Genomic DNA, 20,582 nt, shown 5'->3' with positions numbered 1-20,582 from the left:
CCGCTAGCACCGTAAAAAAGGGCGCTGATGCCCAAACCCCGATGGCCTTTTTGGGCGAAACCCCATTCCTGATAGACTTTATACTTGTATCTGAGATGAGTGGCAATATCGCTAAGAAGCAGCCGTTTTGGGGTTGGTAATACCAGATCATCCCAGGTAGCCGTAGCATTTATCGGTTGCGCTAAGTGTTCTAATTGATTACGGCTGATTTGGCGGCAGAAATCCCATAATTGAACATTTGAATTTTGAATTTTGAATTGATCACAGGCGGCTTGAATACTAGCACTACTGAGGTTAAACTGTACGGCGATGCGCTCAATTTGACCGTTAAGTTCGGCTGCTGCTGACCCTATATGGCATTCCCACAGGTCATATTGTTCCTGGTGGCTCAATGGGGGGATGTCTAGGTTAACAACAGTCCGCTGACAGTCAATTTTTCGGTGATTGCAGCTGAGGATTAAACGAGTATTGTTACTATCAATAAATTGGCTCAGAGCATACTCCCGCCCTGGCTCGGTAAAATTATAACTATCGCAGTCAATAAACAGGACACTATTGCTTAGTATTGCTTCCCTTTGCCAACGCTTCGCGAGTTGATAGACCAACTGGGGCTTGGTGGTCAGAGCCGCAGGTTCGAGAGTATGTAACTTTAACCCCAAACCCTGACAAGTGGCGGAGGCAATTTGGTATTTAGTGCTTCGATCCGAGCCAGATAATTGCACCACGGGATAGCTATTTCTCCCCTCGCTGCCAGACCAAATGGTGATCAATTGCGACCCTATACTTAACTGAGAGGGAGGCAAATGATGTTGCTTGGTCTGAGGCGGTTGGGGAGTGATAATGCAAGCTAATTGCTGGTCTGTGGCATTTTCTCCTAACAGAAAGCAGAGGATACGCTGGTCAATTATTAGGGGGGACTTGGTTAAGATTCTTCCTGGTTCTATGTGGAGCAGTTGCCAGTATTGTAAAGGGCTTTGGGGAGAAAGGACATGCCAACTGGGTCCGGGCAGGGCGTCAAGAGCTAAACTAAGAGTAGGATAGTTTTTGTGAGGACTATTTTTTTGGGCAATGGCCACCAAAGAATGGAACATAGGTTCTATTTCCTGGCCCACGCACATTAGCAGGATATCCCTTTCAATTGGGGTTAGATTGAAAAGGATACAAAGTTGAGCCAGGGCAGAAGTATCGTCAACAAATTCAGTTACGATTTGTAGATTTTCTTTACCTTCTATGTATTTATCTAAATAGTTACGAACTCGCTCGATTTCTTGTAACAGAGAACTAATATTAGAGTGATACCAGTTGGTTTGAGAAAGGGGTGCCATGTCGCGCTCCTGGAAGACGGATGGATCGACTGATCTGGTTTTCTAATAGGGTACAAGGTAAAAGGAAATAGCTATGCGCACTACTCATACCTATCAACCGAAATATTCTCACTCTACTTCAGTGTCATTTGATCAAAATAAGAAAGACTCCAGAGGGAAAGGTTATAGAGAAATTTTGGAAGCAGAGGAAAGGGAGTGGAACGCGGAAGAGGCGGTGGGGGAATGGGGAAGTATCAGTGCGAAGGTGATGCATGCCCTTGAAACGGGACAATACGTGCCCGACACAGGATGGTATGAAATGGGGCTGCAAGCAAAGCTAACTATAGGAAAGCCGGGTGATAAATACGAGCAAGAGGCAGATCGAGTAGCGCGTCAGGTAGTACAGCAGATTAATTCTCCACGGATTGTTGAAGACGATGTGTTGGGTAGGCCACAACAAGAAATACAGAGGAAAGCGTTAACAGGGGGATTAAATGCACCGAACAATTTAGAAGGTGGCATAAAAGAAGCAAGAGGAAGGGGAAAGCCACTGTCGGAAACGATTAGACATCCCCTTGAGCAGGCGATGGGGGCGGATTTTAGTGGCGTGCGGGTGCATAGGGATGCTCAGTCGGACAAGTTGAATCAATCGATTCAGGCGAAGGCGTTTACGACGGGGCAGGATGTGTTTTTTCGGAAGGGAGAGTATCAGCCAGGGAGAAGAGGGGGGCTACACTTGCTGGCTCATGAGTTGACCCATGTGATGCAACAGAAAGAGTCGGTTAACCCATCACAACAGAAAAAAGAAAGTAATGGCGAACGAAGAAGGGAAGATAACAGGTCCAGAGCGATTTATCACCGGGTTCCCCAACCAGACGATTCCTTTAATGCAAGTGGCTTGAAGAGTGTTTGGCGAGGAAAAAATCGAGGTAACAGTGGCAGTGAAAAGGTGTATCGTACACCGTTAAGAACGACATATCAACTTTTGGTGAGGACGCACATATGGGGGAGGGCTGGTTTGGCAAGGGTGCAAGGCGAAAGTGGCAAATTGGCAGCCACAAGGGCTAATATAGGGAGAGCCCCCAAGATATTCGACTGGTTTGAACAAAAAGTTACATCTGAAAGATTCGTTGACAAGCAAACGGGACAACATTATAACCGTTTGTGGTGTAGCTGTGCGGAGCCCAACGCATTGGCCAAATTATTAGAACAGGAATACAAAAGAGAGTTGCAATTAGGAATAATCAAACCGGACGAGAAGTGGGTGCCAACCCGTGCATTTTTGGAGAGTATAAGATTAGACCCCAAAGCCTATCAGGGAGACGACTTAGAAGCAACAATGTCATATTGCAAGGTGTGTGTCAAATGGTTAACCCCTGAAGGGAAATTGCACCCCGAACTGATCGCTTTGGGAAGAATATAGTGCGTACGCAGAATAGGTCGGGTGCGCAAATGGTCAGGATTCCCGAATAAAATGCCAAACTCTCAGAATTTGCCCACCCTACCCGCTCCGAATGCGTACGCCTCTGTGGTTGGTTGGGTTAAAGCCTTGTAAACCACCAACCCAAACCCAAACAGACTCACCCCATCCACTCCACTTCTCACCCACCGCCACCAATGGTTAAGGTAAGTCTCAATGCGTTGCTCATCCGCACCCTGCTCGTAAAGCCGAGACACCTTATCCACCATGCGTTCCACCGTCTTTTTCGCCACCCCCAACCCAATCAATTCAAAATTCAAAATAAGGCCAATTCAAAATTATGAGTTCAAAATTCAAAATGCTTTTGAATTTATAATTTCGGCTCTCCTAAGGTTGCTATGCTGAGGGGGTTAAGCTAATTTAAACTACTAATTTAGTATAATCAGTCTAGGAGAGCCCTAATTTCTAATTTTGAATTTTGAATTTTGAATTTTGAATTTTGAATTTTGAATTTTGAATTTTGAATTTTGAATTGGCCTTATTTTGAATTGGCCTTTCTTTTGGTTTTGACAACGATTGCCGCAATTATCTTAATAATAGCAATTCTACGACTTGTGAGGTACAAATTTCTGGTTTTTAGGGAGCAGCGATGCAGCGCGGTCTTGGGGAGCCAGTGCGGTCTTGGGGGTTCCCCCCATGAGCAACTGGCGTGGTTTCCCCCATGAGCGACTGCATCAAGACGGGAGCAGGGAGCAGGGAGCAGGTAAGAGGAACCCACCCCTAACCCCTCCCAGGAGGGGAAGTGAGGGAAGAGGGCAAAAATAATGTGTACCTCATAGCTACGATAAAGGCTATATTAATCGCGCTCGTAACACCAATGATGTAGACATATTATTATATCAGTAGTAGGGTGGGCAAATGGACATGACACAAAGATGAAATTGCCTTTCCCTACATAATTTGCCCACCCTACTGTAAGCAACTCTAGTCTGGGGCGTTAGGGTCTGGTAACTTATTGCCGTTGTATGGAGGTTTACATTACATGAAAAAGCCCGGCTTGTGGATTGGAATGGCTATCATTATCTGCACATATATCTGGCAGCACTACGTTTACGTAGTAAATCAAGAAAGGAACGAACCCATCATCAAGAAGCAAAGTGACCGCGAATGAATAACCGAAAATCGGAGAAGAAGCGGTGCAAGGGTCGATGCTCTTGGCTCGAAAGCATTATCGATGGCGGACGGGGCAAAGTGCGATCGCTCTTGTAGTAGGGTGGGCAAAGGTCGATGATTGGTGGACATATGTATTACATTGATTATATGCCCACCCTACGCCACAATCATAATTTGCCCACCCTACTCCCTGTTGATTTTGATCAAATAGTAGGGTGGGCAAATGGACATGATTGGTATACAAATGGTATTACTTTGATGATTTGCCCACCCTACGCCTGGGAACAGGGAACAGGGAACTATCAACATGTGACATATTATATCAGTAGTAGGGTGGGCAAATGGACATGATTGGTGATCAAATGGTTAATGGTTGATGATTTGCCCACCCTACGCCATGGAGTGCGATCGCACTATAATCTTTGATTTAGCGGTGGGAGGATGTCAAAGTGCTACAATTTCGATCAATACGGTTTCGCAAAAACCACCCATGACTAAATTAATCCAAGAAACCTTTGAGCAGATCGCACAGCTTTCGGAAGAACAACAAAACGCCCTAGCCATTTTTTTACAAAAACACCTCGCGCTTATTTTGCAGCAAGCTGAAAGAGAGAAACGAATTGAAGAGAACACTTATACAATTAACGACTTCAATGAAGAGACCCAACAAGCGATTATAAATATTGAAGAACAAAAAAACTTGACCGTTTGTGCCAATAAAGAATCTCTCTACAATGAACTGGGAATTTAATGCTATCACCTGTTTTTGAAAACCGCTTTAAGAAAGACGTCAAACGGCTACAGAAGCGTGGCAAAAATATGGAAAAGCTTAAATCAGTTATTGATAAATTATTAGAGAGAAAAGAACTAGAACCCAAATACAAAGATCATGCCTTAACAGGAAATTGGAGTGGATACCGAGATTGTCATATCGAACCAGACTGGATTTTAATCTACAAAACCTCAGAAACCAATCTTTTTCTGGTTCGTTCCGGTTCCCATGCAGATTTATTCTAAATGATCATGAATTTGGAAGTGCGATCGCTCTTGTAGGGTGGGCAAATGGACATGATTCGAGATCAAATGGTATTAATATGATTATTTGCCCACCCTACGCCACTGAGTGCGATCGCACTGATGAAATTGCCAAGCTATCAGAATTTGCCGACCCTACCCTACGGAATGCTCGCTTTACCCCCTACTTTATTCGTTACCTCCGCCAACACTTTCAATACCAAAGGTCCTGTGATGCAAGGAAGCAAGAGTAATGGCAAAAGACTTATTTCATGATGTTGTCAAAAATGCCTTAATTAAAGATGGTTGGCAAATTACCGATGATCCGTTTTTTTTGAAAGTAGGCGGAGTAGAATTTTTTATTGATCTGGGTGCCGAAAAGCTAATAGCGGCAGAAAGAAATGGTCAGCGGAAGGCAGTGGTAAATCAAAAGTTTTATTAATCCCTCCTCAATTACAGACTTCCACCTTGCCATTGGTCAATTCATTAACTATCGAGTAGCCTTAAAGGTAAAAGATCCAGAACGACAATTATTTCTGGCGATTCCCGATACCACCTACCGAAGGTTTTTTCAGAAGGAATTTCCTCAAATGGTTATTCAAGATTACCAACTTAAACTATTAAGTTATGACATTGATAATGAGGTAATTGTATCATGGAAAAGCTAGAAAAGCTTCAAACTTATCGCAGTATAATCAAGCAACTACTGAGTCAATATGCCAGTTACAAACCCTCTCATGGTGACATGGAAATTCATAACATTTTTGATACGGAAAACGACCATTATCAAGTAATGGCCATCGGCTGGGACAAGAAAGAAAGAGTTTATGGCTGTTCAGTTCATTTAGAGATTAAAAATGGCAAGATCTGGATTCAGAATAACAATACTGAATGGGATATTGGTCAAGATCTGGTTAATATGAACGTTCCCAAAAATGATATTGTTATTGGGTTTCAGCCACCTTCTATGCGCCAATACTCAGGCTATGGCACAAAGTAAGCATTCAGTAGCGTGGCCGTAGGCCAATCGCTGATCTTGTTTGGTGGGCAAATGGTCTTGGGTTCGAGATGAAATTGCCTTCGGTTTAGTATTTGCCCACCCTACTGTCGTGGGTTGTTTGGTGGGCAAATGGTCTTGGGTTAGAGATGAAATTGCCTTCCGTTTTAGTATTTGCCCACCCTACCCGCTCCGAATGCGATCGCACTTCCGTTTAGAATTTGCCCACCAAACACCACAATCAGTGGATTTTGATAAAATAGTGCGATCGCTCTTGTAGTTGGGTGGGCATTGGTCGATGATAACTGATCAATTGGTCAAACCTTGTACATTTGCCCACCAAACCCCAAGGCGAGCAGTAGGGTGGGCATTGGTCGATGATAACTGATCAATTGGTCAAACCTTGTACATTTGCCCACCAAACCCCAAGGCGAGCAGTAGGGTGGGCATTGGTCGATGATAACTGATCAATTGGTCAAACCTTGTACATTTGCCCACCAAACCCCAAGCATCTGAAGGCGAGCAGCCATTCCCCATTACCCATTACCCATTACCTATTACCTATTACCTATTACCTATTACCTATTACCTATCTCCAAAGTAAAAAACCTACCCCTGTGAGCCCCACACTCTTCCCCTGTTCCCTTTTAAAAACTTCTGATGACTTGGATTATTACACCGCTACAGAAAATCTGGAATGCCATCTCTAAGGTATTTACCGCCAAGCTATTTGAATTTGGTGACCAAGCCTTTTCTCTGAGTTTCTTAGGCAAATTCCTGTTTTTATGTATCATCGCTATTATTATCTCCCGTACCATCAAAGCCCTGATTAAACATTGGTTACTGAGCCGTTTCAGGATGGATCGGGGTACTCGCGAAGCCCTCGCTTCTATTATCGGTTACATTCTAACCATCTTAGGGTTTTTAATCGTTCTGCAAACGTCGGGGATTAACCTAAGTTCCTTAGCCATCTTTGCTGGTGCTCTCGGTATTGGCTTTGGAATTGGACTACAAGATCTAGCTAGCAATTTTATCAGTGGTCTGACTATCCTGCTAGATCAACCGATTAAAGTGGGAGACTATATAGAAATAGATAATCTGTCAGGAACTGTGGAAAAAATATCGATTCGCTCTACAGTAGTACGAACCATCCACAACGTTTGTGTGATTATTCCGAATAACAGTTTTGTCCAAAATAATGTCATAAACTGGAGCTACCAAGACCCGACGAGTCGTCTCCAAATTCCCATGAACTTTCCCGATGAATTGGATTCCCTTGTCGTCACAGAGCTGCTGTTAGCGGCTGCCCGCCAAGAACCCCGCGTTTTATCCTCTCCCTCTCCCCAGGTTTGGTTCAAGGGCTATGGAGAGGAAGGAATGGATTTTGAGCTTTTGGTTTGGATCGATCAACCAGCAGAGATCGAAGCAATTAAAAGCGCTTTGTATTATCTGATTGATACGGAATTGCGATCGCGCCAAATCGAACCCGGCCGCCCTGAGCTAAGCTTGCGTATGCACAATCCAGAAACCTTAGTGTCCCTGTTTCGACAATTACAAACCCCCGGGGTGACTAATGGCTCCTCCTCAATCCACAACCAATCAGCTCCAGACAAACCCAAACCCAAGTCTGAATCCCCTTATACCTGGAAGCTGGCGGATCTATTGCGGCAAGTAAGTTATTTTAAAAACTGTAGCGATATGGAACTGCGACATATCATTGAGGAGGGCTATCGGAAAACTCTCCCAGCTGACCAAACCATCTGTCGGGAAAACGATCCAGGGGACTCATTTTATATTATCCTATCTGGAACAGTGGAAGTGTTCGTGGAATCCATTGGAAAACGAGTCGCTACCCGTAAGTCTGGGGAGTTTATCGGGGAGATGTCTCTGCTGATGGGTACTCCCCGTACTGCTACTCTTCGTACCCTAGAAGAGACAATGCTGTTTGTGGTGGATCGAGACAATTTACAAAGTCTATTGGCTAAGCACGAAGCATTAGCTGACCGAATTTCTGAAGAATTATCCAAACGTCAAGAGACATTGGAACGCTTAGGAATAACCGTCAGTTCCACAGAGCAAGACGAAACTCCTTTCGCCGCAGTTCGCAAACGTATTAAATCAATTTTTGGTATTTAAAACCGATAGTTATCATGAATCAACGTAATCAGGATAATCAGTATCTATCACACCCCTCAATTGATGAGTCAGATCAGCTTCCTAGCTCCTTTGTGGAAGCAGTCACTAGGGTGAAAACCTTTGCTCTGTTGGAAATGGAAAAAGAAACGGAGCGAAAACAGCTTTACTATCATACTTGTGACCATGTTAATGGAGTTCAGCGTAGAGCTGATCGGATTTTCCAAGCCATCAGACCCGATTGGGAAGCCGGTCTGGACAATGATATAGCACCAGACTATCTGAGCAGAATCAAACAGTTAATCGATCTGTGCGCCATTGCTCACGATATGGTGCAAGAGTTTCTCCCTCAAATCCAACCCTATACCTCTAGACGGCGAGAAAGTGGTGTGAGCGAAGCCGCTACAATTACTAAGCTTTTGGATTACATCAAAAATCAGAATGAATGGATAAGTAAGCAAACTCCTAACCATCTGGCCTTGTTTACCGATTCAGATTTACAAATCATTACAGAAGCGATTAACGCTACCATTTGTTGGTATGATACTTCAGACAATACAATTTACCAACCTGACCTCTACTCTTATGATAAAAACCTATCTCTGGTAGCTCGGATTATTGCTTTGGCTGATTTAGGCACTTTGGGAATGGAAGGGATTGAAGCATTTAACGAGGAAGGCAGTCTGCTATTTCTAGAAGAAAATCCTGATATTATCCCCATAATTTTGAATCAAGATATTCCTGATTCCGAAGCTATCGATAAACAAACTATTTATGAAAATCTTAGACAACGGCTGCTGAAAAGGACTCGCTTTCAAGTCAATTTTGCTAAGGGACGAATGGCTAGATTGGCTCGTGAACTTAAAGGGTTTACCGCCGAAGCAATTGCAGTTTTAACCCATGATGTTTTTAAGTATTTGAATCCAGCCATAATTAAAGCTATTGAATTCTCAACTCCTACCGCTAATGACACCAATTTTGAGGAATTGATTGAGTTTTTCCAGCTCGATAAGTATCTGAAAAATTAGGTGATATCAGCTTAAAATCAAGAGCAAAAATGCAATCAATGATAGTGTTGCCGAATCACCTAAAAACTCCTAAAATCGATTAAACATGATGGGAGCAGGTCAAATTTCCCGAACAAATGAACTACTTGACAAAACAACAAAAATCCTGTTAGGGAGCCGGTCTTAGTTGCCGAACAGATGAACTATGTACCATTAGAGCAAGCAATTACCCATGAGGGGGCTATAGATAATGTACAAATATTAGGCATAAGTGACATGCTCCCCCTATTACCCATTACCTATTACCCATTACCTATTACCCATCACCCATTACCCATTACCCATTACCCATTACCCATTACCTATTACCTATTACCTATTACCTATTACCTATCTCCAAACTAAAAAACCTACCCTTGTCAGCTACTCCCTACTCCCTACTCCCTACTCCCTACTCCCATTAATCCAGATAGCTTACTTCTTGGTAAACCGCCAAACTCCATCCCAATCCTGTGGCACCCCTTGGGCCATCAACTGATTAATTCGCTCCATATATAAGGCAGCGGTCTTATCCAAAGGATTCACCATTAACACGTGATTAAAATATTCTAAAGCCTTGTCAAATCCTTGAGTGCGATAACACTCTAAACCTTGTTCAAATTCCAGTTGCGTTTTTAACTTCAATTCCCTAACTGCCTCCGTCTCACCATCCAGCACTTCATAGATGGCAAGGGGTTCATTTCTACCTTTAACAATTGCTCGATCTAGAAACCGAATTTGATAGTGATTTGGATTGCTCAATTTCTCTAAGGTTTGCTGGGAAATTAAGAAAGAAACCCCATAGAACTTGGTCAAGCCTTCCAAACGAGCGGTCAAGTTAACATTATCAGAAAAAGCATCCCCCTGCATTCGGAATGTCTCTCCAACCATCCCCACCATCATGTGACCATAGTGGATACCAATCCCTACTTGAATCGGTAAATAACCGTTGGCTTCACGCTTTTGATTGTATTGGTGGACTTTTTTGAGCTTGGCAATTCCAGCACAGACAGCATTATCAGCGCCATCAGGGAAAATTGCCATCATGCCATCCCCAAGAAATTTGACAATAAAGCCATCGTGATTGCGAATTTCAGGACTAACACGCTTAAGATAGGCATTGACGAAGTCAAAGTTTTCCTTTGGTGTCATACTCTCAGAAATGGTAGTAAAGGAGCGAATATCACTGAACATCACCGCCATTTCTTTACTAACGTGGTCGCCTAATTGGACATGAATCACATTGTCTTTGTGCAGAAAATTCAGATATTCAAATGGGAAAAACCGAGCAAAGGAATTTTTTAGGGTTTCCAGAGTTTCATTGGCTTGAGTCAATTCTTGCTCACGGGCTTTTACCGTTTGAACCATTTGCCGGAAAACCCGTGCTAGTCGTCCTAACTCGTCGCTCCGAGCAGCTACTTCCTCCAGATTTTCAGGCTCAAAGGTATCATTTTCCACAGCGGCGGCTGCTACTGTTACCTTTTCTACCTGTTTTATATACTTTGACTGGCGCAGATTTTCAGCTTTAAGCTGCTCTTCAGCTTCGGTTCGTTTCAGGAAGTTAAGATAGGCTTTGGAATGGTAACGAATCCGAGCAATTAGTTCTACCCGATCTGGCAGTTTTACTAAGTAATCATTTGCTCCAAATCCAAAGGCTTTGGCTTTAATTACTGGTTCTTCTTTACTTGAGAGTACAATCAGGGGAATAGGTCTAGTCGGCGAATCCTTAGAGCGCAGAAAACGCACTAACAACAAGCCATCCATCTCCGGCATGACCAAGTCTTGTAGAATGACCGTTGGTTGGTACTCCTTAGCTACTTTTAAGGTTTGAGTTGGATCCTGACAATAGCGGAAGATAATATCCTTTTCCGGAGCCAACATGCGGCGGATGGCTTCGCCGATCATGGGCTGATCATCGATAAGTAGGACTTTAATCGGCTCTTGGGTCACCATTTTATTTGTAATGTCCTTGTCCAGCTTTGGGATACTCTTAAACCGGGATTATTAGGACAAGTCCCTACAAATCGGTTAAGGTAAATTTTATTGTTGCCCAAGTGAGGAGTGGTCAAGCAGCAATCGGAGTTAAGCCTCCCACTCATCTATTTGGGCGCTCCTGAAATCCCGTTCAGGAGTTCCTTAAAAGCCCGAGTCTTACTATGCTTAGAGTCAAGCCATCCAAGCTCAACTGCATCAGCAAGACTCAGTCCCATACCTTTTAAGAAACGCGCGGTACGGCGCAACAATACTGCCTGAACCTCGGCTCTAGAAGAGTACCGAGAAATTTCGAAGTCTATACCCCGATCCAAGATGTTCTTAGCAGCATTGCAGTCAGCCGGCAACACGACCCCATTAAATATGGGTTCGCTGTCCCCACTCCTTTTCCCTAATAGGGTTCCAGTTATGGAGTCAACTGGCGACGTGTAGCTCGGCTGGACTTCTGTTACAAAGGAGCCAGTCCAATCAGCCCATTTTTGTAAAGAGTCTCGCATTTGACCTTTCATCCAGCTATTAAGCTTGCGAGACATGGCCTTGGACTGGCGCTTATTTTTAATTGGTTGTGTTAAATCTTCTGCAAAAACCTTTAATGCCTTTCCTCCAAATAAAGACTTAGAGGCTTGACCAATAACTGATAATATTTCAGTTTGGTCTTTTCTATAACGGCGGTTCTCTGTTTTCCTAGAAAGGTTGTTTTTTAAAATCCTAGCTGACTTAGCCGGGTCTATCTTTTCTAGTTTCCTGTGAATTGCCCAAAGTTTTCCTCTGTTCCGATTCTTAGCGCATATCCGATCTGACTTCTTGGACGCTAACTTACCCAACCCTTTGCCATGAGCTTTCCCTTCTGAATCAAAGAAAGCTTCTGTGTATCCCTTATCTACGCCAACAGAGCGGCGGTCAACTGGGATACACACTTTCCCATGGTCAACTAGGAAGTGAACTTCAAAGCGCTGCACTAATTGGTTGTATATCAGTCTGATTTGCCCTTTTATTTTTCGGTTAGACCTAACTAATATCCTGTTTCTTTTTCCTCTCCTGAGTCCAGCTATTTCTAATTGGTAGGTGTTTCGCGATATACGCTTACACTTATAGCCTCCTTGCTGATAAACTATCTGATTTTTGACCCAAGAATGTCCTCGCTGAAACTCAATCCTTACAAGCCTGTGGAGTAGTGGACTATCTAAAAGAGCTAAGGTCTTCAGCTGCGTGGCATACTCTTTTCTTGTCTTTTGGTTATCTTTTCCAGGAAACTTTTTGTAAATTTTTTTGATTACTGCATCAGCACAAGCTGCCTGTTGAGCCCTAACAGCTTTCGCTACATCACTAACAGTCCATTCCATTAGTTTTGAAGGTAATCCCAGAGACTCAGGAGTTCTGAAAGTTCTAACTTCTGGGTAAGCTTTTTTCCAGTCTAAGCCCCAGTGCTTTATGCTGCCTAGTTTGTGGTAAGACTCAGACCTGACGATTCCTAGCTTTTTCATCGTAGACAACAGCTCAATCTCAACCGACTTTGCCATCCCGACAACCGGGACGACTTGAGTTGAGATCTTTTTGTTGATACCTACTTTTGCTGTCATTGCTTGATCTTTGCTATTTGTGTCTATCTTATAGCTTTTTGTCTGTATTGTCCAGTTTGGTGACAGTAGATTTAATTTCTTTTTCATAGCGACGAAGAAAGTAAAGCTTAGAACTAAAGCAGTGCATTATCGACATAAAATCATCCATCAACTCTTGCTGGGGGGTCTTGTAAGTGTTATTGAGCACCACTATTTGACAGTTATGTAAATGGCAAAACCACTCGACAAAATCGAACCCAAATCTGCACAGTCTGTCTTTGTGAGCCACGACAATAGTTTTGATTTCAGAGTTCGCTACTTTTTCCATTAGCCCAATAAATTTCCGGCGTTTGAAGTTCAATCCGGATCCATATTCTGAATAGCATCGGCAATTTGGGTAGTTCCTGCCCAAATACTCAATCTGGGAATTTAGATCCTCCGATTGAGACTTGGTTGAAACCCTGGCATAAAGGACTACAGGGCGAGTGTCAACGCAAACTATTAGTCGATCTATGGAACTAGCTAGATAGCGGCGGTGACCTCCAGGAGACCTAATGCATTGGATTTTTCCTGCATCTGCCCATCTAGCTAGGGTTTTGGGATTATAACCATATCGTTTTTGAGCTTCGGTTGGAGTAAGATACATATTTGTCCGTATTGTACCGTTACATCCTAATATATCCCGATCTGATTGGGCTTGGTTAAGCGGCTATCAATCAGATCAGGTACAGCATCGATAAATAACTTGGGGTTAGCTAATTTGTTTAGCAGTTTATCAAATTTTGTTCAATACTCTGGGCAAACTGGGAAAACTATGTCATGCCAATTGTGATTAATAGTCAGTTATTGTTAAGAATTATTATAAGAGATCAATGTTGTGCAATAAAAATGATATTGGAATTGAGCTATAGGAATTTACCTAAGGCTTAAAAGCGAATCCTTTGATTAGGGCAGGTGCGATCGCGTCTAGGGGCAAAATTTCCACCGCCGCCTTCAACTCTGCTGCTGCTTTCGGCATCCCATAAACCACGCAACTGCTTTTATCTTGGGCAATAGTATGCCAACCTTTAGAGCGCAACAGTTTTAGCCCTTCAGCTCCATCTCTACCCATGCCAGTTAACAACACAGCCGTGCCCTTGCGCTTCCAGTACTCGGCTAAACTTTTGAAAAAAACATCCACGGAGGGGCGGTAGGGATAATTACTGGGTTTGCTGGTGTAGGTTAACCTCAAATTCGATGTTAAACACAGGTGGTCTTTGGTTCCAGCAATCAATACTTTCCCTACTTCTGGACGGCTACGGTCAGACGCTAGCTGGACTACCAAGGGTGTCTGATTATTCAACCACTGCACTAATCCTGAAGCAAACTGCAGATCCACATGCTGGACAATCACAATTGCTGCACTGAAACTTGCTGGTATGCTGGAGAGAATCGTTGCTAGAGCCTTTGGTCCTCCAGTCGAAGCACCAATTGCGATTAACGGCGGAAGATGGAGTTGGGAATTTCGGGCTGGGGATTTTGAATTTGGGGTGGATTTTCCGATCAGTTTACCAATGGTAGCAATTTTAGTAAGTAGTTCCTGGGCAGCATCTGGGTTACCGCGAGTGCCCAAAACTGGCAGACTGACAGCATCTAAGGCTCCATATCCAAGGGCTTCAAATACTTTCGATGAATTCTGCTGGATGCTAGCGGTTACCACTAAAATCGCACAGGGACAATGTTTCATGATCTGGCGAGTTGCCTCAACCCCATCTATTACTGGCATGGTCAAATTCATCAAAATTAAGTCTGGGAGGTCTTTGGTACATTTGGCAATAGCTTCGGCACCATCACTAGCCACCCAAGCTACTTGATAGTCTTGAACCCCCATCAAGACACGCCGCAGGGTTTCTACTGCCATCATTGAATCATTAACAATTGCTATTTTCATGTCATAAAAATGCTGATTACTTTTTTATAAGGGAGTCGGGAGTCGGGAGTCGGGAGTCGGGAGTCGGGAGTCGGGAGTCGGGAGTAAGCCTAAGAAAATTGAATGTACCTCATAAGTATGATCAACGCTATAGTCTATTTTATTCATTTGTTTTTTCCCACTTATTAATCAAACCTTATTAATTAATAAGCTTGGATTCCAAGTTGACTATTTACAATTAACAAGCAAGCCATCCAAACTAACCAATTAATAATCCCTACTCCCCAATTAAATCAATCACGGCATTTAACAAAGAATCATCATGGAAACTACTCTTGGTTAGATAATAATCTGCGCCAGCTTCCAAACCTTGAATACGGTCTTGTTCCCGGTCTTTATAGGAAATAATAATCACAGGGATTGATTTTAATTTATCATGGCTTTTAATATGGCTGACTAGCTCAATGCCGTTCATGCGGGGCATATCAATATCACTAATAACTAAATCATAAGGGTTGGTACGAACAGCGTTCCAACCATCCATGCCATTAACAGCTATTTCCACCTCATAACCTTGGTTTTCCAGTAACTTACGTTCCATTTGCCGCACGGTAATGGAATCATCAACTACTAGAATTCGTTTCCGCTGTTGGATATCAGTATCATCAGTATCAGCACTGACTTGGTTCAACTGGCGGCTATTGAGTAGATTATCAATGGAGCGCACTAAATCTGACACATCCACAATTAGAATCGGCGAACCGTCTCCCATCAAAGCAGCAGCATTGATATCCTGAACTTTGCCCAGCCTCGGATCTAATGGTCGAACCACCAAATCCCGTTCACCTAAAAATTTATCAACTACTAATCCAAAACGATTCGATTGGTCACTGATGATCACGACTGGTAGGGTTTCAGATTTGATATAAGAGTCATCTAACTCCAAGACTTGGTGGGCAGCTACCAGTCCAATGTTTTCATCATTAAGGGTAAAATATTGCCGGTTTTCTACTACAGAAATTTCTTTTTTATCTACCATGAAAATTTGGTCAATTCGTGCTAGCGGAAACGCATAAGGTTCACCATATATATCCACTAATAGGGTACGAATAACTGATAGAGTCAGAGGCAATTGGAAGTGGAAACTCGTTCCTTGTCCTAGCTTAGAGGTAGCTCGCAGGGTGCCACCTACCTCTTGTGCCATACTCTTGGCAATATCTAAACCAACCCCACGACCAGAAATTTCGGTTACCTGCTTAGCAGTAGAAAATCCCGGCAAAAATAGAAACTCCATCAGCTCATGTTCAGCTAGCTGGCTTGCCATCTCTGGGGTGATCATTTTTTTGCGGACAATTTTTTCCCGCAATTTCTCTGGATCTATGCCTTTGCCATCGTCAGCAACAGTAATCGATAACATCCCACCACGATGAACAGCTTCCAGTCGCACTGTGCCTTGGGCTGGTTTCCCCATTGCTACACGCTCTTGGGGAGGTTCAATACCATGGTCTACAGAGTTACGCAAAATATGAGTCAGTGGTGCTTCTAGTTTCTGTAAAATATCTCGATCTACTGCCGTAGATTTGCCAGTAATGTCTAATTTAACTTTTTTATTCAGCTTTCTGGCTATATCCCTAATCATGCGAGGAAAACTCTGTACCCCATCAGCAAAAGGACGCATATGAGACGCAATCACTTCTCGGTAAAGACGATCCGAAAGATTAGCAGTGCGACGAGCATACAGTTCCAGTTCACTCATGCGATCGCCTAAAATTTCTCGACATTCCTGTTCCTTTTGTCGAGCGACTTTCAGATATTCCTCCCCCACTTGATTGACCTGGGATATTGCTAAAGCATCCTGTAATTTTTCCAGGATCTTCGATAATTCCATTTGATGTTTCTTGAGGGTCATCAAAGAATCAGCAAACGGTTGTAGCCAATTCGCCTCCACTAGGGATTCACCAGCTAAACCCATTAAGCTATTTAAGTTTTCAGCACTGACTCGCACAACTCTCTCTTTAGCTTCCGGCTTTTTGGCACTATCCAAAGCCATCGATGGTTGCTCAGTTAAATCATTTTTTGGGGTAGATGAGGATTGATTGTCTTTGGCAGCCACTGGGGTTTGAGGCTTGTGGCTAACAGTCTGCTCCAAGGGTTGACTTTCAATCTCTATCGTGGTCTTGTCAGACTCCTGACTAGGTACTTGAGGGGGAGAATCGGTTTGAGCCTGGTGAGTTACTACCTGATCAATATTTTGTTGATCTAGATGGTGCTGATCAACAGTTTGCTGATGAGTCTCTATGGCTGTATTCGTAGTATCGAGAGTGGAAACTTCGGAAGGATCATCTATAGCGCTTAGTTTTTCCGACTTCTGTGGCCCGGAGGTACTAGGGGCAGGAGATGGAGATGGCTGTTGTGGGGAGGAGGGTGCAGATTCTGGTGCGAGAATTTTAGCGATCGCAATACTCTGACCTTCAATGGCTTGCCCATGTTCAGACAACCATTGGTCTAAATTCACTTCATCAACTTGGCTGATTTGTTGGAGGAAATCGACACCTTGCAGCAAGACATCAATGTGATCTGCCTTGAGGGTAATGGTTTTATTCATAGCTGCCACAAAGCAATCCTCCATAGTATGAGCGATGTTAACGGCAGCATCAATTTGGACAATCCGGGCAGCACCTTTAATGGAATGGGCTGCACGCATTAGGGATTCCAGTTCTTGGCTGGAGGAAGGATTACTTTCCAGAGCCAATAAATTGTCATTTAATATCGTTGCTTGGCTTTCCACCTCCATGCGGAATAAATCCAACATGGAGAAATTGCTCATATCTTGTCCGCTGTCTGTCATAGGATTTTAGAGTTTAGAGTTTGGATTTATGATATTTTTTAAGCATTCAGCGGTCAGCGGTCAGCGGTCAGCCGTCAGTTTATTTTATTCAAAAGCTGTTCGCACCTCAAGTAGCGTGGCCATAGACCCAAAGCTGATAGCTGATAGCTGATAGCTGATAGCTGATAGCTGATAGCTGATAGCTCATAGCTGATAGCTGATAGCTGATAGCTCATAGCTGATAGCTGACGCCTGAATACCTACATAGATAGCACTTGACCCCCATCACCCCATTGGATTACATAATCTTCCGATTGAGGGTGTAAAACAATAACTCATCGTCCAAGTAATTCACCTTTTTATCCTGCCAGATAATTATCCATTTTGTATAAGTATCTGTAGCTTTAGAAATAACCGCTGGTGCATCGAGTAATTCATTAGTATGAAACCGTTGAACACTAAAAATTTCATCAACGGGAAAGACCCATCGGTTGCTCTCAATTTCCACAACCACCATCCGTTGATACATGACAGGACTCACATTCGTTTTGGATTTTCGAGTTAGGGGCTGTTGGATTTTGGATTGCTCGGAACCTGAGTTAGCAGGATTATCTTCCAAACCCAGGAGATTGCTGAGGGAAACGCACATTAGGATTTCCCCACGAATATTCACGATTCCCAGTAATATCTCGTTGCTGCGGTGGGGGATGGTGTGGATAACACAAGGCTGGGTTACTTCTTTGAATAACTTTGCCGACAATGCCAACCATTCTACTCCTAGCCTAAAGATAATTACCGATATGGTTTCCCCTAGTTGTGTCAGAGCACTTTCACCTTGTGGGACAGATTGGGAAACCAGTAAGTTAGTCCATTCATTAATGTAACCTGGAGGCGGTTCACGTTCAAGCAAGCCGCGCCCTGCTAAAGAATAAACCGGACAGTTGCGGCAATGAATGAAGGTTTTTAGTTCTGGGCAGGAGCGATCGCCTGTCACTCCGATTTGGTTCCAACAATCGTTAAAACTTGGTTTATTACTTGTATAAATTGACATTATGTTTGTTTTTAGTATAGTTTATAAACAAAAATTATTATGCTAGTTTAAGCATCTAAAATTAATAATTAAAAAATTGGATATTATCTAACTCTAATTGAGTAATTTCCTTAGTTAATGAACAGTTGAGCAACGCTATATTTACGATAGTCTTCTAGGAAGATACAGTATTTCCAATACTATCCCTCCAATTCCAATTTCATCCTTCATTCTTGATTGGCTAGGTAATGTCAACCTCTTGGTGCGAATTCCCTAGCGCTCCCACGAAAGCGCGGGGTCGCACCGCTATTGACCGTTAGTTTAGGATATTGAGGTAGAAAATCACGGGATAGTTATCGTTGAAGGTTTTGAGTTTGACATAGTAAGTTCGGCAGAGCCAGTTTTCCGTGATTAAAAAGCTGAAGGCACCTCAAGTAGCGTGGCCATTCGCGTAGCGTGGCCTTTTGGCCAAGGCCAAGGCTGACGGCTTACTTCTAAACTTGGAACGCCGAAACTTCTGTTTGTAATCCTTGGGCAGTATTATCTAATCGTTCCAGAGCATGATTCGTATCTCTTAGAGAATCAGCCGTTTGTTGTGATGCTTCACTTAATTGAACCATCGCCTCGCTGATTTGTTGAGCACTTTTCGATTGGTTTTCCACACGTTGGTTTACCATCTCAAACTGGGGGGTCAGGCTCTGCACTTGCTCAATCACTTTAGCAATTTGTTCACTAATCTTGCCGACATTTTCGACACTATTGCTGACATCTTTGCTAAATTTATCCATTTCCATCACCCCAGTTGACACCGCCGCTTGCATCTCTTTTACCATGGTCTCAATTTCTAAGGTAGCTACTGCCGTTTGGTCAGCTAGCCGCCGAATTTCCCGAGCCACAACCGCAAAACCCGCCCCATACTCTCCCGCTTTCTCCGCTTCAATGGCAGCGTTGAGGGATAGTAAATTAGTCTGATCCGCCACTTTAGTAATAGTGGTGACAACGCTACTGATATTATTGGCTTTTTCATTCATCACCCCCAGTTTCGCAGAAATAGAACTAGTAGCATTGGCCAAGTGACGCATGGTATTTTCCATACGCATCAGGTCTTGTTGACCATGGCTAGCGCTATCAGCAGTAATTTGAGACAGCTGAGCGACTTGCTCCATAGTTCTAACTAATTCCCCAGAGGTATTGGCAATTTCTTGAGCTGTGGTTGTCACCTCGTTGGTGGAGGCTAATTGTTCGGTCATGGTTGCTTCTAATTGCTTACCAGAGGCCGCAATTTGGGTGGTGGAGCTAGTCATTTGGATCCCAGACTGCTGCACCTTATAGATTAATGAATTGAGGTTTTCAGTCATGGTCTGCAAGGCACCAAGTACTTGTCCAATCTCATCTTGATCTTTAGAGACTTCAATTGCCTGGGTTAAATCCCCAGCAGACAGCCTTTCGGTTGCTCCTAGCAATCTAGTTATCTTGCTTCGTAGCGGCAAAGTAACCCATATACCCATAAGGATAGTCAGTATTATCGATAATGTAGTGCCAACCAAAACCACATTCATTAGCCAGCGCTGTTGTTCCTGGAATTGTCTGACCCCTTCCGTCATGAGAGCTTCTGCCCGTTGGATCATCTGCACCCTGTTCTTATCAACATTTTCAGCATTAATTGACTTAACTAAAGCAGTCGCATCAGGCATATTGGCTGAATCTACGAGTCGGAAAACCTGTTGAGATAATTGATGTATTTTCTCCCCTTCTGCAATGTAATTCTCCAAAAGTTGTCGTTGTAGAGTGTCTTGAGTTTGCTCCTTGAGCGCTGAACTATATTGACGGAAACTTTGATAGCCCTCTTGATAGGATTGCTTATAACGTACCTCTGCAGGAGAAATAACATAGGCTCGGACACTGCGCACCATTTTCGTAAGCCCATGAGCAATCAGGTTGACTTCTATGGGGCAGCCTCTTTGTCCTAGGATTGAAGAAGTGGTCGCAATTTGAGATTCAAATTCAAACGTTCTCATCGCGCTTGAATAAACAATTGCTCCTAATCCAATCATACAAATAATCGGAATTGAAGAGCCTAAAAAAATTCGGTGATTAATTTTGGTAAACATCTCGATATACTCTATAATTTATACTGGTTGACTTGGAAATTATAAAATCTAAATTATTTTCGTCCAT

21 protein-coding genes and 1 pseudogene are annotated in these 20,582 nt (G+C 43.2%); 12 read left to right on the top strand and 10 right to left on the bottom strand.

The features are described 5' to 3' along the window. Nucleotides 1-1,325, bottom strand: a 1,325-nt coding sequence (locus LYNGBM3L_RS45175) for an ATPase (protein WP_044494180.1), incomplete at its 3' end; no start/stop codon positions are given. A gap of 73 nt (nt 1,326-1,398) precedes the next feature. On the opposite strand from LYNGBM3L_RS45175, the gene LYNGBM3L_RS34995 reads away from it, so the two are divergent. Then, nucleotides 1,399-2,727: an eCIS core domain-containing protein gene (locus tag LYNGBM3L_RS34995; protein WP_052308468.1), complete on the top strand. Its 1,329-nt coding sequence runs from the start codon at nt 1,399-1,401 to the stop codon at nt 2,725-2,727. A 62-nt stretch (nt 2,728-2,789) separates the two neighbouring features. Here LYNGBM3L_RS34995 and LYNGBM3L_RS20950 read toward each other — a convergent pair whose 3' ends face one another. Further along, the gene (locus LYNGBM3L_RS20950) at nt 2,790-3,017 is read right to left on the bottom strand and encodes a hypothetical protein (RefSeq protein WP_131827020.1); all 228 of its coding nucleotides are present in this window, start codon (nt 3,015-3,017) and stop codon (nt 2,790-2,792) included. Nucleotides 3,018-4,026: 1,009 nt separating this feature from the next. Between LYNGBM3L_RS20950 and LYNGBM3L_RS20945 the strand changes: the two genes are divergently transcribed. The 10 genes and pseudogenes from LYNGBM3L_RS20945 (at nt 4,027) to LYNGBM3L_RS20910 (ending at nt 9,453) form a co-directional block, all read left to right on the top strand. Then, the gene (locus LYNGBM3L_RS20945; RefSeq protein ID WP_008187582.1) at nt 4,027-4,248 is read left to right on the top strand and encodes a hypothetical protein; all 222 of its coding nucleotides are present in this window, start codon (nt 4,027-4,029) and stop codon (nt 4,246-4,248) included. A gap of 25 nt (nt 4,249-4,273) precedes the next feature. Then, a complete protein-coding gene (locus LYNGBM3L_RS20940) occupies nt 4,274-4,648 on the top strand; it encodes a hypothetical protein (RefSeq protein WP_202799229.1) in 375 nt (124 codons plus the stop codon). Beyond that, on the top strand, nt 4,648-4,914 hold the full coding sequence (locus tag LYNGBM3L_RS20935; protein WP_008187578.1) for a type II toxin-antitoxin system RelE/ParE family toxin: 267 nt from the start codon (nt 4,648-4,650) through the stop codon (nt 4,912-4,914). Before LYNGBM3L_RS20940 ends, LYNGBM3L_RS20935 begins: the two co-directional genes overlap by 1 nt. Nucleotides 4,915-4,991: 77 nt before the next feature. After that, nucleotides 4,992-5,165, top strand: a complete 174-nt coding sequence (locus LYNGBM3L_RS44025) for a hypothetical protein (protein ID WP_008187576.1) — start codon at nt 4,992-4,994, stop codon at nt 5,163-5,165. Next, nucleotides 5,165-5,579: pseudogene (locus tag LYNGBM3L_RS50480) on the top strand (XisH family protein). The gene LYNGBM3L_RS44025 and the pseudogene LYNGBM3L_RS50480 overlap by 1 nt, the downstream one beginning before the upstream one ends. Beyond that, nucleotides 5,567-5,911 carry a XisI protein gene (locus LYNGBM3L_RS20925; RefSeq protein ID WP_008187573.1) on the top strand — a complete coding sequence of 115 codons (345 nt, stop codon included), beginning with the start codon at nt 5,567-5,569 and terminating at the stop codon, nt 5,909-5,911. Before LYNGBM3L_RS50480 ends, LYNGBM3L_RS20925 begins: the two are co-directional and overlap by 13 nt. Before the next feature lie 43 nt (nt 5,912-5,954). Next, a complete protein-coding gene (locus LYNGBM3L_RS41330) occupies nt 5,955-6,188 on the top strand; it encodes a hypothetical protein (RefSeq protein WP_131827019.1) in 234 nt (77 codons plus the stop codon). Between the two features lie 380 nt (nt 6,189-6,568). Beyond that, complete coding sequence (locus LYNGBM3L_RS20920; RefSeq protein ID WP_008187572.1) at nt 6,569-8,044, top strand: mechanosensitive ion channel domain-containing protein; 1,476 nt, start codon at nt 6,569-6,571, stop codon at nt 8,042-8,044. Between the two features lie 14 nt (nt 8,045-8,058). Beyond that, entirely contained in the window at nt 8,059-9,069 is a 1,011-nt protein-coding gene (locus tag LYNGBM3L_RS20915) for a hypothetical protein (RefSeq protein WP_008187569.1), read from the top strand. Nucleotides 9,070-9,246: 177 nt separating this feature from the next. Next, complete coding sequence (locus LYNGBM3L_RS20910; RefSeq protein ID WP_008187567.1) at nt 9,247-9,453, top strand: hypothetical protein; 207 nt, start codon at nt 9,247-9,249, stop codon at nt 9,451-9,453. A gap of 69 nt (nt 9,454-9,522) precedes the next feature. On the opposite strand, the gene LYNGBM3L_RS49455 is transcribed toward LYNGBM3L_RS20910, so the two are convergent. The 6 genes from LYNGBM3L_RS49455 to LYNGBM3L_RS20885 form a co-directional block, all read right to left on the bottom strand. Further along, complete coding sequence (locus LYNGBM3L_RS49455; protein ID WP_008187565.1) at nt 9,523-11,040, bottom strand: response regulator; 1,518 nt, start codon at nt 11,038-11,040, stop codon at nt 9,523-9,525. A gap of 146 nt (nt 11,041-11,186) precedes the next feature. Then, complete coding sequence (locus LYNGBM3L_RS20900) at nt 11,187-12,659, bottom strand: IS200/IS605 family element transposase accessory protein TnpB (protein ID WP_044494133.1); 1,473 nt, start codon at nt 12,657-12,659, stop codon at nt 11,187-11,189. Nucleotides 12,660-12,687: 28 nt separating this feature from the next. Continuing rightward, nucleotides 12,688-13,284, bottom strand: a complete 597-nt coding sequence (locus LYNGBM3L_RS20895; RefSeq protein WP_008187560.1) for an IS607 family transposase — start codon at nt 13,282-13,284, stop codon at nt 12,688-12,690. Nucleotides 13,285-13,557: 273 nt separating this feature from the next. Continuing rightward, a complete protein-coding gene (locus LYNGBM3L_RS20890) occupies nt 13,558-14,568 on the bottom strand; it encodes a chemotaxis response regulator protein-glutamate methylesterase (protein ID WP_008187558.1) in 1,011 nt (336 codons plus the stop codon). A 24-nt stretch (nt 14,569-14,592) separates the two neighbouring features. Beyond that, nucleotides 14,593-14,715, bottom strand: a complete 123-nt coding sequence (locus tag LYNGBM3L_RS48855) for a hypothetical protein (RefSeq protein ID WP_267872070.1) — start codon at nt 14,713-14,715, stop codon at nt 14,593-14,595. Between the two features lie 109 nt (nt 14,716-14,824). Then, nucleotides 14,825-17,395 (bottom strand): hybrid sensor histidine kinase/response regulator, encoded by a 2,571-nt coding sequence (locus LYNGBM3L_RS20885; protein WP_044494130.1) that lies wholly within the window; start codon nt 17,393-17,395, stop codon nt 14,825-14,827. A gap of 28 nt (nt 17,396-17,423) precedes the next feature. Here LYNGBM3L_RS20885 and LYNGBM3L_RS48850 point away from each other — a divergent pair, with 28 nt between their 5' ends. Then, complete coding sequence (locus tag LYNGBM3L_RS48850) at nt 17,424-17,546, top strand: hypothetical protein (protein ID WP_267872069.1); 123 nt, start codon at nt 17,424-17,426, stop codon at nt 17,544-17,546. A 126-nt stretch (nt 17,547-17,672) separates the two neighbouring features. Here the strand turns inward: LYNGBM3L_RS48850 and LYNGBM3L_RS20880 are convergent, their stop codons facing one another. After that, nucleotides 17,673-18,425 carry a chemotaxis protein CheW gene (locus LYNGBM3L_RS20880; protein WP_008187552.1) on the bottom strand — a complete coding sequence of 251 codons (753 nt, stop codon included), beginning with the start codon at nt 18,423-18,425 and terminating at the stop codon, nt 17,673-17,675. Between the two features lie 473 nt (nt 18,426-18,898). Beyond that, the gene (locus LYNGBM3L_RS20875) at nt 18,899-20,515 is read right to left on the bottom strand and encodes a methyl-accepting chemotaxis protein (protein ID WP_008187549.1); all 1,617 of its coding nucleotides are present in this window, start codon (nt 20,513-20,515) and stop codon (nt 18,899-18,901) included. Nucleotides 20,516-20,582 lie beyond the last annotated feature (67 nt).

Source organism: Moorena producens 3L, from assembly GCF_000211815.1.
In the GTDB taxonomy this organism is placed as follows: domain Bacteria; phylum Cyanobacteriota; class Cyanobacteriia; order Cyanobacteriales; family Coleofasciculaceae; genus Moorena; species Moorena producens.
The sequence above is the reverse complement of the archived record's forward strand: the minus strand, read 5'-3'. Positions and strand labels throughout refer to the sequence as shown.